This window comes from Acinetobacter sp. V89_4 (genome assembly GCF_029967875.1).
Classification (GTDB): Bacteria; Pseudomonadota; Gammaproteobacteria; order Pseudomonadales; family Moraxellaceae; genus Acinetobacter; species Acinetobacter oleivorans.
This window is the reverse complement of record NZ_JASCAI010000016.1, coordinates 185,247-199,685: the sequence shown is the minus strand read 5'-3', so window position 1 is coordinate 199,685 and position 14,439 is coordinate 185,247. Positions and strand designations below refer to the sequence as shown.

Genomic DNA, 14,439 nt, shown 5'->3' with positions numbered 1-14,439 from the left:
GTTGAGTGTATCAAAAGTGTCCACAACTGCAAGCGTTACAGAAACAAAACACCATGTTTATTGAGTAGAATATCTTGTTTATGTTACATACAAAATTGATAAAGATGACAAAAAATTTAAAAACCAAATCATCTTAAAAGAGAAAATTCAATGATTTATGTCGAAGTTCTAGCTGGTCTGGTGATTTGGTTAAGTTTCTGGTCACTTATTCCTCGTGATGAGTGGTGGTTTCGTGGTGCCGATTTTCCTCGTTTGCAGATTCTATTTGTTGGTCTATTAGCCTTTGTTGGTATGCTGTTTTGGCCTAGCGAATGGAATCTATGGCGTGAAATAGTGCTTGCTGTGCTTATGGCGGCCATCGCCTATCAGCTTAAAATGGTTTTGCCTTATACCTTGCTCTGGAAAAAACAGGTGAAACAGGTCAAATCATCTCAGTTAGACCAACAAAAGCAAATTTCATTAATTGTATCGAATGTTCTAACCCCAAATGATAAATATCATTTACTGCTTGAACAGATCAGGACATTAAAACCAGATTTGTTACTTACATTGGAAAGTGATAAGACGTGGGAAAAGGCTTTAAAAGAAATTGAAGAAGATTATCCTTATCGCGTTCCCGTGCCTTTAGATAATTTATACGGCATGCATTTATATAGTCGATTACCTCTATCGAATACTGAAGTTAAATTTATTTTAAGTGATGAAATTCCCTCTATTCATACTACTGTGACCTTACGATCTGGTATGCCAGTTCAACTCTATTGTTTGCATCCTAAACCACCGAGTCCAACCGAGGCGAAAGATTCGACTTTACGTGATGCAGAGCTTTTAATTGTTGGCGACCAGATTAAAGACTTAGATGAAAGCTGTATTGTGATGGGCGATTTAAATGATGTAGCGTGGTCACGTACTACGCGGCTGTTCCAGCGGATTAGTGGGCTACTTGACCCACGAGTTGGGCGACATTTCATTAATACGTTTCATGCAGATTATCCATTGCTGCGTTGGTCTTTAGATCATATTTTTCATAGTACCGATTTTGGTTTAGTTAAAATGCAGCGTTTACCACATATTGGATCTGATCATTTTCCTGTATATGTTGTTTTGCAGACTGGCCGAATATTTGAACATATTCAAGAGGAATTAGAACAAACTCAAACCGATGAAGAAGAGGCTCAAAGCGCCATACAAGAAGGGATTGCAAAGGCTGAAAAAGAAGAAAAAATTGTGACTGATAAAATTGCACAGCCTTATAAATAAAAAGAATATAAAAATTGATGTAAGCAATATCGTACAAAGATTTGAGTCTAGGGCGAATAGGCAGGGGGGGATAAAAACCTTATTCTACATTCATCGGCACACGGAAACGGGAATGGACAATCCCACGTAAGGATACACAAAGCTGATATGGAATAGCATCACGGATTAGATGTTGGAACGGAAACGATAAAAATAACGATTAACCTGAAAGCACAACCTCATTTACCCGAGTTTTGCAGGACGCAGAACTCGGGTTAATATTTTATATATACAATATTTAATTTATCGTAAAAAAAGAAATATTTTTAAGTTAATCTTAATTTTAAAATCTATCTAATGATAGGTAAGCACTCATGTATATCTAAGTAATTTTCAATGAAAATAGATACAATTTTTTTTTCAGATAAGTTTCTGTTTTTATAGATTATTGATGAATAAATATGGGTTTTCATCTGTTTAGAGATAAATTGGGGTTGTTTAATTAGCAAATCTCAATAGAATGTGCCGATCGTTGACATGTTGGATCGTCAACAGGCATTGTTGTTTATCTCGTCAGATCGGCGAGTTGTGATTTGTTTGTGCATTTAAATTTCTGTTTGGAAATTACTGTACATATTGAGGTTTCACTCTTAGTTAGTGGTCTTCTCCCTCTCATATTTGATACTTTGCGGTGCATAAGGATTGTCTTATGAAGAATTTTAAATTTAGCCTTGCTTGGCAAATTTTAATTGCTTTAATCCTAGGGATAGTTGTCGGGGCTGTTTTACATAACCAGCCTGAAATCAAAGACAGTATTGTAACTAATGTTCTTACGCCACTTGGTAAGATTTTCATTAGCCTGATTAAAATGATTGTTATTCCAATCGTTTTCTCTACCTTAATTTTAGGTATTGCAGGTGTTGGCAGTACGAAAAGTTTAGGGCGACTTGGTTTTAAAACCATTCTCTATTTTGAAATTATTACCACTATTGCTATTTTGGTGGGCTTAGTTGCAGCGAATATCTTCCATCCAGGTTCAGGCATTGATATGTCTCAACTGGTTCAAACTGATATTTCTCAATATAAGCATACAACTGAAGAAGTTCAGTCACAGTCTCATGGCATCATGCAGACAATATTATCGCTTATCCCAACGAACATTATTAGTTCAATGGCGCATGGTGAAATGTTACCTGTGATTTTCTTTGCTGTGTTATTTGGTATTGGTTTGTCTTCATTACCAGCAACAACTAAAGATCCATTATTAAACGTATTTCATGCTGTATCGGAAACAATGTTCCGTGTAACGCACATCATCATGAAATATGCGCCAGTGGGTGTGTTTGGTTTGATTGCAGTAACGGTTGCAAACTTCGGTTTCGCTTCGCTTATTCCTTTAGGCAAGTTAGTCGTGTTGGTATATGGCGCGATCTTGTTCTTTGCTTTGGTGGTACTTGGTTTAACTGCAAAAATGTTCAGCATCAATATCTTTACTTTGTTTAAGATTTTGAAAGATGAATTAATTTTGGCATATTCAACTGCAAGCTCTGAAACAGTTTTACCGCGTATTATGCAAAAGATGGAAGCTTATGGCGCGCCTAAAGCAATTTCTAGTTTTGTAATCCCAACAGGTTATTCATTTAACCTTGACGGTTCTACGCTTTACCAAAGTATCGCGGCAATCTTTATTGCACAGCTTTACGGTATTGAAATGTCAATTAGCCAACAGGTCATTTTAGTTGTAACTTTAATGATTACTTCTAAAGGTATTGCGGGTGTTCCTGGCGTATCGTTTGTTGTGTTATTAGCAACATTAGGTAGTGTTGGTATTCCTGTAGAAGGCTTGGCATTTATTGCTGGTGTTGACCGTATCATGGATATGGCACGTACCGCATTGAACGTTGTAGGTAATGCACTTGCAGTACTTGTGATTAGTAAATGGGAAAAACAATACGACTATGAAAAAGCAGCAGCTTATGAAGCATCGCTTAAATAAAGCTGATTTTTTATTGTTGTAATAAAAACCCGCGTTGATCGCGGGTTTTTTTATGGGGTTATTTCAGTACAGATTCATATAGTGCCAGTGTCTGATCACACATGTCTTTCAGGCTAAACATAGTAACAGGGGCAACGACTTGAGGCTGTTCAATATGCTGTCTAACTGTTTCCAATAATGCCTTTTCATTTCCTACTTCAACAAGACCTTGTGGATAGACATTCGATAAAATCTCGGCCACGCCTCCACGATTCCAGCCAATGACTGGAGTACCGACTGAGAGCGCTTCTAATGCTGTTCTACCGAATGTTTCTGCTTGATTGGATAGAGAGAGCACGATGTCGCTAAAAGCGAGCCATTCGCGAATATCTGAGCGATGTCCTACAAAGGTAATTTTATCTGCGAGTCCTTTGCTTTGAATGGTACTCTGCAACTCGCTTAAATAGGCCTGTTTTTTTGCATCGGCACCACCAACAACCACAGCATGTAGTTGAGGATATTGTTCACCTAGTTTTTGCATCAATTCAATTAAGCTTTCATGTCCTTTTAAACGCGTAATACGGCCAGGTAAGCATAGTAAGAATTTATTTTCGAGTTCAGGAAAGTCATTAAAAACTTGATTAAACCATTGTGCTGATGGCTGATAATTATGTGGAAACGCGGCTGGGTCAATTCCTCGATAAATTCGAACAATATCTTGGGGAGGGCAGTTTTTATAATGGTCAGTGATGTATTTAACTACACTGTCTGAAACAGCAATCACTTTTTCGGCCTGCGTCATAATTGCACTATAACGATTGACTGAATAAAAGCCATGCACCGTGCTAATGAGGTGAGGGCGTTTGTTCGCAGGTATTTTTCTTAAAGCAAAGTGAGTCAGCCAAGCAGGTACACGTGAACGTACATGAACAATATCGGGTTGATGCTGTTCAATTAGCTGACGTAATGGACGGATTTGCCACAAGCTTGAAAGTGATTTTTTGTGAATGGGTAGCGTTAAATGAGTAGAACCTTCAGCTTCGAGCTGTGAGACTAAGCGTCCGCCGTTTGAAACAACTAGTGATTGATGGCCTTGTGCAACGAGCGCACGTGCAATTTCTAGTGTGCCGCGTTCTACGCCACCGCTGTTGAGTTCTGGGAGAAGTTGCATCACTTTCATTGTTTTTTGCCTTATCCATTCATAAAAGATGGACCATCCACAGATCCATCATTTCAAACTAAATCATTATCCGGAATTTACTATCGTGATAGCGACATGGATGTCGCTGTTTCGCTGTGTTACAAGGAAGTAACATCAGCGGAACATAGGATTTTTGCTTACTTTTTATCCCTAAAAAGTAAGGTCTGCCTATTCGAAAGTATTTGAATCTTGCTTTAAATCGCGGCTGTGCCTGTCACCAATTTAAAATCATTACAGCTTTATCTTAATAGATCTCTTCATATCCCTCAGGACGTGTCTTAAATCGACGGTGGAACCACATATATTGAGTCGGTGCGATGCGAAGTTGATTTTCAATAATTTTATTGACGCGTGTTGCATCATCAACTTCGTCTTCACTTGGCATATTGTCGACTGCAGGTTCAATCAGAACGTGATATTTGGGGTTCTTAATATCTCCATGGCGATAGAAATATAAAGGCACGGCGACTGCTTTTGAGATTTTTAATAAACGGCGATGTGCAGTTACTGTGGCAGCAGGTACGCCAAAGAATGGCGCCATAACACCTTGTTTAAGTCCAAAGTCTTGGTCGGGGCTATACCAAATTGCATCGCCATCTTTAAGGTGACGAATTAAACCACGCATATCATCATGGTCGATTTGTGCTTTATAAATCGTGCCACGGCAACGATAAATGAGCATATCGAGCAATGGGTTATTTTGAGGTCGATAGACAACATCTGGTTCAAAATACTGAGCACAAACATAGCCGCCTGCATCAAGAAGCGTGCTGTGAGTCCCCAGTAATAAAACACCTTTGCCCTGAGCTTGGGCATTGGTAATGTGCTCTAAACCTTCAATCGTGACTCGATTTTTAAACCAGCGTGGGCTGTACCATGCATTTAAGGTTTCAAACACCCCAAGCATCATATCGACGAAAACTTGTTGAGCTTGTTGTTGAACCTTATCGGCAGACCATTCAGGAAAGCAGACTTCTAAATTACGAATAGTGGTTTTACGGCGTGATTTTAGATATTTCCAAGCCAGATGAGCTACACCATGCGCCAGACGCCATTGTATGGCCCAAGGTAAAATAGCCAAAAGCATTAAAAAGACAATAGCAATCCAAACACCCCAATATTTAGGCAATAAAAAGGACCATTGAAATTCACCGGGCGTATAAGGCTGCTTTTGGCTCATAACGATATAAAGAGTTCAAAAAGTTAAAACAGGCAAAAGTGTATCACGAACTGAAATTATCGTCGTAATACACTGTTCAATTGAGTGTTAAGAAGGGATGCAATAAGAAGGTTGAGTTATCGGCGATTTTCTAAAAGAATTTTAACAGCGAGTCCTGCTAATACTGTTCCCATGAGCCAGCGTTGTATATTTGCCCAAAGAGGTTTTTGTTGTAGAAAAAGGGCAATGCTACCCGCAGAAAGTACAATAAGCGCATTTACTGAAACACTGACAAAAATTTGAATCGTACCGAGTTGAATTGATTGCCATAAAATACTGCCTTGTTGTGGATGAATAAACTGTGGCAGTAAAGATAAATACATAATGGCAATTTTCGGATTAAGCAGGTTGGTCGCAAAACCCATTAGAAAGAGTTTAGCTGGGGAGTCTACTGATAAATCTTTTACATTAAAAATTGGAGCGGCATTTGGACGTAGGGCTTTCCATGCAAGCCAGAGTAAATAAATCGCACCAGCAATACGAATAGTATCGTAAGCATAAGGAACAGCTACAATTAACGCCGTAATACCAAAAGATGCGCAAAGCATATAAAAGATAAAGCCTACAGCTACGCCACCTAAAGAGATAAATCCAGCGGTTTTCCCTTGGCAAATTGAGCGGGAAATAAGGTAAATCATATTGGGACCAGGAGTGACTACCATCGCCAAACAAATTAGTCCAAATGCCAAAATTTGAGAAAGCTCCAGCATGCCAAAACACTCCAATATTATTATGTTGTTAGATATAGCATAATTATTTTTATAAGTCCTATATTCAAGCACAAGGCTATTTTAAAATACTAAAAATAGCCAAGATATAATCCATGATAGGAATGTGATTTATAAGCTTTAAGTTTTTAAAAAGCTTATATTCACAATATAAAAAAAGAGCCTGCTTAATTTAAGAAGGCTCTTTTTTTAGACGCTTTTTTGGAAAGTAAAACGAATTAGTTTCCTTTACTCATTTGTTCAAGCACGTCCCAACGTTCCAATTTTTCAAGCAGTAATTCTTCAATTTCTGCTAGGCGTTGGCTTGCTTGGGTCGCAGCATCTGCATCTTTAACAAACCATGAACCATCTGCAAGTTTCTCAGAAAGTTCTGCTTGTTCCTTTTCTAAGTTTTCAATTTCAGCGGGTAATTGTTCAAGTTCACGCTGATCTTTATAACTCAGTTTGACCTTTTTAACGGTACTTTGGGCAGCAGCTTTTTCCGCTTCAGCTTTCGCCTGAGCTTTTTTAACATCAGATTTTTGATCGACTACTTTGTCATCTGGACGTTGCTGCAAATAGTCTTGGTAGCCACCGATGTATTCTGCAATATTGCCTTTACCATCAAATACCCACGTAGATGTTACTACGTTATCCATAAATGCACGGTCATGGCTAATGAGAAGCAACGTGCCTTTGTAATCAGACAACATTTCTTCTAGAAGCTCTAGAGTCACCATATCCAAGTCATTGGTTGGCTCATCCATTACAATTAGATTCGATGGTTTGAGTAGCAGTTTAGCCAGTAAGATTCGATTTCGTTCACCACCAGAAAGTGCTTTTACTGGAGTACGAGCACGTTCAGGTGAAAATAGGAAGTCTTGAAGGTAGCTGTAAATATGACGACGGTTGCCATTTACATCAACGAAGTCAGAGCCTTCTGAAACGTTTGCCATTACCGTTTTTTCAAGGTCTAAGGCATTACGTAATTGGTCAAAATAGGCAACTTCTAACTGTGTACCTGTTTTAACTGAACCGCCATGTTCGATTTCACCTAAAATGGCTTTAATTAACGTGGTTTTACCAACGCCATTATCACCTACCAAGCCAATACGATCACCACGCATGACAAGGGTAGAGAAATCTTTGATCAGTAAATTATCATCGTAAGCGACACTTAAATGTTCGATATCAAATACTAATTTACCTGAACGATTTGCGTCTTGAGTTGCCATACTCACTTTGCCTTGTTGTGAGCGGCGTGCTTTCGATTCTTCACGTAAAGCTTTTAAAGCACGAACACGGCCTTCATTACGGGTACGACGTGCTTTAATCCCTTGGCGAATCCAAGCCTCTTCTTCAGCTAACTTTTTATCAAATAAAGCATTCTGTTTTTCTTCTGCTTCCATTTGCTGAGCTTTGAGCTCTAAATAGCGAGAATAATTGCCTTCATAACCTCGTAAAATACCGCGGTCGAGTTCCACAATTCGAGTTGCAATGCTATCTACAAAAGAACGGTCATGCGAAATAAATAGAAGCGTTAAATTATTTTGATCGAGTAAGAATTTTTCTAACCATTCAATACTTTCAACATCTAAATGGTTCGTTGGTTCATCTAGAAGTAATACGTCTGGCTGTGTTAAAAGAGCGCGTGCGAGTAAGACGCGGCGTTTACGTCCACCTGACAAGTCTGCCAAATCTGCGTTTGGATCAAGCCCCATTTTACTTAAAAGAGCATTTACCTTATTTTCTAGTGCCCAACCATCTAGTTGGTCTAGCTTATGCTGAAGGTTACCCATGCGATCACAGGCTTCCATATCTCCTAACATACAAGCGTCGGTTGCTTCATGATAAGCTCTGAGTACTTCAGAAGCTTCTCCTGCACCATCTGCCACAATGTCAGCTACTTTGCCAGAATCCATTGGAACGTCTTGGGCTAACATTGAAACAGTTAGACCATTTTGAATGGAAACTTCACCAGAATCTGGTAATAGGCTTCCCTCGATCAGTTTAAGTAAAGTAGACTTACCTTCACCATTACGCCCAATTAAACAGACTCGTTCGCCACGTTCTAGATTAAAGTTCGCGCCATCGAGTAGGGCAGGTCCGCCAAAAGCAAGTTGGACATCCCTTAGGGTAATATAGGCCATAATGTTTTCCAGAATCTCAAATGAGGATTTAAATGACTAAACCACCATATCATGATGATCAAGCGTCATTGTCCGCACCCATTGAAGATTTGCAAGTGCGAATTACATTTTTGGATGATTTAGTTGAAGAATTAAATCAACAACTCGCTATTCAGACCCAAGAAATAGCTGATTTAAAAAAACAAATGCAATTTCTTTATCAACGTGTGGAATCATCGGATTTATCGGAAGGTATTGCACCTTTTGACCCATTAACCAATAAACCTCCTCACTATTAATAAAATGGCAAGTTCAATACTTGCCATTTTATTAGGGAATATTTTTCAATTTTACTTAAAAACCATGTAATACGATTTTCCCTTTTGTTGTACCGCTTTCAATTTGCTGATGAACTCGTTTTAAATTTTCAGCATTAATTGGACTTATAACCTCGGTTACGGTCGTCTTGATTTTTCCTTCGTCAACTAGTTTGCTGACTTCATTTAATAGTTCACTTTGTTTTTGCATATCATCAGTCTGGAACATTGAACGTGTAAACATAAATTCCCAATGCACCGATACAGACTTCGATTTAAAAGGCTTAATATCTAACTGAGCTGGATCATCAATTAAGCCAAAATGACCTTGTGGCGCAATCAACTCTACGATATCTGATAAATGCTGATCTGTTTGAGTCGTTGAGAATACATATAAAGGTGCAGTTAAGCCTAATTGCTTGATTTGGGCTGCTAAAGGCTCTCGATGATCTAATACATAGTCGGCACCAAGTTGCTTAACCCATTCTTTAGTTTCGGCTCGTGAAGCTGTCGCAATAATAGTTAGGTTAGTCAACTGTTTAAGAAGTTGAATTGTGATTGAACCTACACCACCAGCTCCGCCAATTACTAATATTGATGTATTTTCTGGAGCAGCTTTGGGTACTTGTAACCGATCAAATAGCATTTCCCATGCCGTGATAGCAGTTAAAGGAAGAGCAGCTGCTTCAGTTGCTTCTAAAGTTTTTGGTTTATGCCCCACAATACGTTCATCAACCAACTGCAATTCACTATTACTGCCTTGGCGATTGAGTGCGCCTGCATACCAGACTGCATCTCCGACTTTAAATTGTGAAACTTGATCTCCAATTGATTCAACGACACCTACTGCATCCCAACCAAGAGTTTTCCATTGATTATTCTCTGGGCTTACATTGTTGCGAATTTTTGTATCAACTGGATTAACTGAAATCGCCTGAACACGAACAAGTAAATCACGACCTTCTGCAACGGGAGTGTCGAGTTCAATATCAACGAGTGCTTCTGGTGACGTAATGAGACCTGCTTTTTGATATGCCACAGCTTTCATAATAATAATTCCTCTTGTTGAGAGTTTGATCATAACGTAAGCTTAAATTTAGTGACTACAGACAAATAACGCTCATAGTGTCAAAAAGGATACTGTAAAATGGCAAAATTACGACATTCAAGTTTTGATTGCTCTCCGGGTTGTTCAGTGGAGGCGGCCATTAGTTTGATTGACGGAAAGTGGAAATGCGTCATTCTTTGGCATTTATTTAATGAAGGCACCTTACGGTTTAATGAAATTCGAAAGCGTGTTCCGAGCATTACTCAAAGAATGCTGACAAATCAGTTACGTGAGTTAGAGCAAGACGGAATTATTCATCGGGAAGTTTACCCTCAGGTCCCACCTAAAGTGGAATATTGCCTGACCGAATTAGGGCAAAGTCTTGAGCAAATTCTATTTGCTTTAAAACTGTGGGGTGATGCCCATCTTGACCGATTTGGAAAGTTGACACTTGTTAATGATGGTCAGAACTCTTAACTATATTTGAGTGACAACATTGCAATTTGCACCGTGAAATACTGATATTTTAGTTCTTGCGATCTTATCGGGCATTATTTTTCTGATGTAACTTGCGTTTTCTGGTCAGCTTATGCAACTCTAATAAAAGAGATTAATAGGTTTTGCTATGGACAATATGGGAATTTGGGTTACCGTTATCATTGTTCTTTTCGTACTAGGCTCCATTTTTGGTTTAAGAGTGAGCCCACGTGAAAAGGCACTTGGTATTATGCGTGATAAAGCCCGAAAAATAGGGTTACATCCACGTGTAATAGTTGCACCTGAATGGACACATGTTCCAATGGCTACTGAAAAACGTGCCAGCATGGTTGCTTATTATAGTGTATTGATTCCTGATGCCCGTTTATCCTTAATGCGTGCTCGTGTTATAGACGGCAAGTTAAAAGTGGTTCAGGGCGATGAGAAATTTAATGATTCTCCCATTGCATTAAAAGGGATTTATGCTATTGATATGCAGGCAAACTGTGTAGGGCTTTATTGGGATGAGGAATCAGACCTAAGAGCAACACAATTAGATGAGATGAAGGCTTATCTGTTGACCTTGGCTAAAGCCTGATTTTTAAATTTATTGGTATAGGAATAACATTTTATATGGCGAATACCTCGCGCTCTGCATCTCAAAGCACAGCATCTACTGCACCTGCTGCACATAAACGTGCCTTAGTGATTGTGGAGTCGCCTGCCAAAGCGAAAACCATCAATAAATATTTGGGTTCGCAATTCATTGTAAAGTCTTCTGTAGGTCACGTACGTGACTTGCCAACAGGCGGCAGTAAATCAACAGAGAAAAAGCCGGCTGCCCGGACTAAACTCACCGAAGCCGAAAAAGAACAAAAAGCTAGTCAGGCTTTAGTTAATCGTATGGGCGTTGATCCTGAGCATGGTTGGGAAGCTCATTACGAAGTTCTGCCTGGTAAAGAAAATGTTGTAGCTGAACTCAAAAAACTCGCCAAAGATGCCGATGCAATCTATCTCGCAACGGACTTGGATAGAGAAGGGGAAGCTATTGCTTGGCACCTAAGAGAAGTGATTGGTGGCGATGACAGCCGTTATCACCGCGTGGTATTTAACGAAATTACTAAAAATGCCATTCAAGAAGCATTTAAACAGCCAACACGTCTAGATTTAAACCGTGTAAATGCTCAGCAAGCACGTCGTTTCTTAGACCGTGTCGTGGGCTTTATGGTTTCGCCATTACTTTGGGAAAAAATTGCCCGTGGTTTATCTGCTGGACGTGTGCAGTCAGTAGCAGTAAAACTGGTTGTAGAGCGTGAGCGAGAAATTCGTGCTTTTATTCCAGAAGAATATTGGCAAGTTTTTGCAGATACTCAAGCGAAAAAAGATGACATACGTCTTGAAGCATTTAGACAGGCTGGTAAAACCCTTAAACTGAAAAATAAAGCTGAAACTGATGCTGTATTAGATGTTTTAAAAGGTGCTGAATATAAAGTTGCACAGCGTGAAGATAAACCAACTAAGGTTAATCCAAGTGCACCTTACATTACTTCAACTCTGCAACAGGCTGCGAGTACACGTTTAGGCTTTTCTGTAAAGAAAACCATGATGTTGGCTCAGCGTTTATATGAAGCTGGTTTTATTACCTATATGCGTACTGACTCAACTTTCTTGAGTGATGATGCAGTAAGCATGGTACGTGCGCATATTGAAAGCCAATATGGTGAAAAATATTTACCGGCAAAGCCAAACCGCTATGGGAACAAAGCGGGTGCTCAAGAAGCCCATGAGGCGATTCGTCCATCAAATGTTGCACTTACAGGTGATCAGCTTGCAGGTGTAGAGCGTGATGCTCAACGTCTATATGATTTGATCTGGCGTCAGTTTGTTGCGTGTCAAATGACGCCAGCAGAATATTTGTCTTCTACGTTGATTGTTGAAGCAGCGAATGTTGAGCTAAAGGCGAAAGGCCGTACGCTTGTATTTGAAGGCTTTACTAAAGTACGTGGCGCGAATAAGTCAGATGACGATATTATTTTACCTGCTATTAAAGTAGGCGAAATCTTAAAGTTAGAAAAGTTAGATCCAAGTCAGCACTTTACTAAACCACCTGCACGTTTTACTGAAGCATCTTTGGTTAAAGAGCTTGAAAAACGTAGTATTGGTCGTCCTTCGACTTATGCAGCTATTATTTCTACTATTCAGGAACGTGGTTACGTTAAGTTAGAAAACCGTCGTCTTTTCGCCGAAAAAATGGGTGAGATTGTGACGGATCGTCTGGATGAAAGTTTTAATAACTTGATGAACTATGCCTTTACGGCAGACCTTGAAGGACAGCTTGATAAAGTTGCAACAGGCGAGCGTAACTGGAAAGAGTTACTCGATACTTTCTACGGCGATTTTAAGAAACGTCTGACCAATGCTCAAGGCGAGCATGGCATGCGCCGTAACCAACCAGTTGAAGTACCAGCAGTACATTGCCCTGAATGTTCACGCCCAATGCAAATTCGTACAGGTACAACTGGTGTATTCTTAGGATGTTCTGGCTATAACTTGCCGCCTAAAGAGCGTTGTAAGGGTACATTGAACTTAACACCTGTTGAGTCTTTGGCTGCACTATCTGATGATGATGGTGCTGAAACTGCTGACTTGATGTCAAAGCATCGCTGTGCAAAATGTGGCACTGCCATGGACAGCTATGTGATTGATGGTGGTCGTAAACTGCACGTATGTGGTAATAACCCTGACTGCGATGGTTTTGAGCTTGAAGAAGGTGAGTTCAAGATTAAGGGTTATGATGGGCCAACGATCCCATGTGATAAATGTGATGGTGAAATGCAGCTTAAGACTGGTCGTTTTGGCCCGTATTTCGCTTGTACAAGCTGTGACAATACCCGTAAAGTCTTGAAAAGTGGTCAACCTGCACCTCCACGTGTAGAACCGATCAAGATGGAACATTTACGTTCGGCGAAACATGATGACTTCTTTGTGTTGCGTGACGGTGCAGCTGGCTTATTCTTGGCAGCGAGTAAATTCCCGAAAATTCGTGAAACACGTGCACCAAAAGTTGCAGAGTTACGTAGTGTGGCAGCTCAGCTTGATCCAAAATATCAATTTATTTTACAAGCGCCAGATGTAGACCCTGAAGGTAATCCAACAATTGTGAAATTCAGTCGTAAGAATCAATCACAGTATGTCGGCTCAGAAACCCCTGAAGGTAAACAAACCAAATGGAGCCTAGTTTACCAAGATGGTAAATGGGTTGAGGGCTAATTAAGTCCAACATAAAAAATGCTAGCTCAGCTAGCATTTTTTATGTCTAAAACAATAAAAGAAAATTTTAATTTTATGGGGAATAAGAATGTGGAAAAACATTCGGGTCTTATGTTTATTAATTATTTTATTGATTGTTGCTGTTCAAGCATGGCGAGATCAAAATCAAGATTGGAATCGACCAGTTGTAGTCGTTTTACATCCTATTAATACAGATGGTTTAGAGACAACACAGGCCTATATTCATCAGTTGAAAAATGAAGATTTTTGGGCAATTAATAGCTATTTAAGTGAGTGGTTACAACATTATCGTGGGCAATCAGGAAACTTTATAATCCGCTTAGGACAACAGTTGCAGCAACGACCGCCAGAGGTTCCTCAAAATGCTAATATTTTGCATGTTATGTGGTGGAGCTTAAAATTTCGTTTCTATGCATGGCGACAAAAACAGCCCGAAGACAGTGGAGCATCACTCAAACTTTATTTAAATTATTATGATCCGAATTATCAGAAAGTCTTAATCCATTCGACTGCTTTAGAAAAAGGTCGCATTGGTAGTGTGAATTTATTTGCGACTAAAACACAAGCTTTACAAAATCAGATCGTGATTGTTCATGAGCTATTACATGGCTTTGGGGCACAAGACAAATATGATTTAAAAACAGGACAACCTATTTACCCTTTAGGTTATGCTCAACCTGAAAAAGTGCCTCTATATCCACAAACTGATGCTGAAATCATGGGTGGTCGAACGCCTTTGTCTGAGCAGAGCAGTAAAATGCCGAATGGCTTACATGAAACAATAATAGGTTTACCTACAGCTCAAGAAATTGGTTGGGTGAAATAAAACTGTGGAT

The 14,439-nt window shown here is 39.5% G+C and carries 12 protein-coding genes; 7 read left to right on the top strand and 5 right to left on the bottom strand.

The window, feature by feature from the left end; all coding sequences use genetic code 11:
* The first annotated feature begins 150 nt into the window (after positions 1 to 150).
* The gene (locus QLG01_RS05260; protein ID WP_282495970.1) at positions 151 to 1,260 is read left to right on the top strand and encodes an endonuclease/exonuclease/phosphatase family protein; all 1,110 of its coding nucleotides are present in this window, start codon (positions 151 to 153) and stop codon (positions 1,258 to 1,260) included.
* Positions 1,261 to 1,948: 688 nt separating this feature from the next.
* Positions 1,949 to 3,235 carry a glutamate/aspartate:proton symporter GltP gene (gltP, locus tag QLG01_RS05255; protein ID WP_004794835.1) on the top strand — a complete coding sequence of 429 codons (1,287 nt, stop codon included), beginning with the start codon at positions 1,949 to 1,951 and terminating at the stop codon, positions 3,233 to 3,235.
* A gap of 58 nt (positions 3,236 to 3,293) precedes the next feature.
* On the opposite strand, the gene QLG01_RS05250 is transcribed toward gltP, so the two are convergent.
* From QLG01_RS05250 to QLG01_RS05235, 4 genes are all read right to left on the bottom strand, one after another.
* Positions 3,294 to 4,394 (bottom strand): glycosyltransferase family 4 protein, encoded by a 1,101-nt coding sequence (locus QLG01_RS05250; RefSeq protein WP_282495969.1) that lies wholly within the window; start codon positions 4,392 to 4,394, stop codon positions 3,294 to 3,296.
* Between the two features lie 265 nt (positions 4,395 to 4,659).
* Positions 4,660 to 5,595, bottom strand: coding sequence for a lauroyl acyltransferase (locus tag QLG01_RS05245; protein WP_013199017.1), 936 nt, complete (start codon positions 5,593 to 5,595; stop codon positions 4,660 to 4,662).
* 116 nt (positions 5,596 to 5,711) lie between these two features.
* Complete coding sequence (locus QLG01_RS05240) at positions 5,712 to 6,344, bottom strand: LysE family translocator (protein WP_282495968.1); 633 nt, start codon at positions 6,342 to 6,344, stop codon at positions 5,712 to 5,714.
* A gap of 236 nt (positions 6,345 to 6,580) precedes the next feature.
* On the bottom strand, positions 6,581 to 8,491 hold the full coding sequence (locus tag QLG01_RS05235) for an ATP-binding cassette domain-containing protein (protein WP_111855546.1): 1,911 nt from the start codon (positions 8,489 to 8,491) through the stop codon (positions 6,581 to 6,583).
* 32 nt (positions 8,492 to 8,523) lie between these two features.
* Between QLG01_RS05235 and QLG01_RS05230 the strand changes: the two genes are divergently transcribed.
* A complete protein-coding gene (locus tag QLG01_RS05230; protein WP_005302092.1) occupies positions 8,524 to 8,769 on the top strand; it encodes a SlyX family protein in 246 nt (81 codons plus the stop codon).
* Between the two features lie 55 nt (positions 8,770 to 8,824).
* Here QLG01_RS05230 and QLG01_RS05225 read toward each other — a convergent pair whose 3' ends face one another.
* Positions 8,825 to 9,835, bottom strand: coding sequence for a zinc-binding alcohol dehydrogenase family protein (locus tag QLG01_RS05225; RefSeq protein WP_005302094.1), 1,011 nt, complete (start codon positions 9,833 to 9,835; stop codon positions 8,825 to 8,827).
* 99 nt (positions 9,836 to 9,934) lie between these two features.
* Between QLG01_RS05225 and QLG01_RS05220 the strand changes: the two genes are divergently transcribed.
* The 4 genes from QLG01_RS05220 to QLG01_RS05205 all read left to right on the top strand — a co-directional run bounded on the left by QLG01_RS05220 (position 9,935) and on the right by QLG01_RS05205 (position 14,429).
* Positions 9,935 to 10,312: a helix-turn-helix domain-containing protein gene (locus tag QLG01_RS05220; protein ID WP_005302097.1), complete on the top strand. Its 378-nt coding sequence runs from the start codon at positions 9,935 to 9,937 to the stop codon at positions 10,310 to 10,312.
* A 148-nt stretch (positions 10,313 to 10,460) separates the two neighbouring features.
* Positions 10,461 to 10,910, top strand: a complete 450-nt coding sequence (locus QLG01_RS05215) for a hypothetical protein (RefSeq protein ID WP_004794821.1) — start codon at positions 10,461 to 10,463, stop codon at positions 10,908 to 10,910.
* A 35-nt stretch (positions 10,911 to 10,945) separates the two neighbouring features.
* Positions 10,946 to 13,582, top strand: coding sequence for a type I DNA topoisomerase (gene topA / locus QLG01_RS05210; protein ID WP_282495967.1), 2,637 nt, complete (start codon positions 10,946 to 10,948; stop codon positions 13,580 to 13,582).
* A gap of 88 nt (positions 13,583 to 13,670) precedes the next feature.
* Positions 13,671 to 14,429 (top strand): hypothetical protein, encoded by a 759-nt coding sequence (locus QLG01_RS05205; protein ID WP_282495966.1) that lies wholly within the window; start codon positions 13,671 to 13,673, stop codon positions 14,427 to 14,429.
* Positions 14,430 to 14,439 lie beyond the last annotated feature (10 nt).

What these genes read in the sequence shown, in the direction of transcription:
- QLG01_RS05260 (WP_282495970.1), top strand. Translation starts at nt 151, where the DNA reads ATGATTTATGTCGAAGTTCTAGCTGGTCTGGTGATTTGGTTAAGTTTC.
- gltP (WP_004794835.1), top strand. Translation starts at nt 1,949, where the DNA reads ATGAAGAATTTTAAATTTAGCCTTGCTTGGCAAATTTTAATTGCTTTA.
- QLG01_RS05250 (WP_282495969.1), bottom strand. Translation starts at nt 4,394, where the DNA reads ATGAAAGTGATGCAACTTCTCCCAGAACTCAACAGCGGTGGCGTAGAA.
- QLG01_RS05245 (WP_013199017.1), bottom strand. Translation starts at nt 5,595, where the DNA reads ATGAGCCAAAAGCAGCCTTATACGCCCGGTGAATTTCAATGGTCCTTT.
- QLG01_RS05240 (WP_282495968.1), bottom strand. Translation starts at nt 6,344, where the DNA reads ATGCTGGAGCTTTCTCAAATTTTGGCATTTGGACTAATTTGTTTGGCG.
- QLG01_RS05235 (WP_111855546.1), bottom strand. Translation starts at nt 8,491, where the DNA reads ATGGCCTATATTACCCTAAGGGATGTCCAACTTGCTTTTGGCGGACCT.
- QLG01_RS05230 (WP_005302092.1), top strand. Translation starts at nt 8,524, where the DNA reads ATGACTAAACCACCATATCATGATGATCAAGCGTCATTGTCCGCACCC.
- QLG01_RS05225 (WP_005302094.1), bottom strand. Translation starts at nt 9,835, where the DNA reads ATGAAAGCTGTGGCATATCAAAAAGCAGGTCTCATTACGTCACCAGAA.
- QLG01_RS05220 (WP_005302097.1), top strand. Translation starts at nt 9,935, where the DNA reads ATGGCAAAATTACGACATTCAAGTTTTGATTGCTCTCCGGGTTGTTCA.
- QLG01_RS05215 (WP_004794821.1), top strand. Translation starts at nt 10,461, where the DNA reads ATGGACAATATGGGAATTTGGGTTACCGTTATCATTGTTCTTTTCGTA.
- topA (WP_282495967.1), top strand. Translation starts at nt 10,946, where the DNA reads ATGGCGAATACCTCGCGCTCTGCATCTCAAAGCACAGCATCTACTGCA.
- QLG01_RS05205 (WP_282495966.1), top strand. Translation starts at nt 13,671, where the DNA reads ATGTGGAAAAACATTCGGGTCTTATGTTTATTAATTATTTTATTGATT.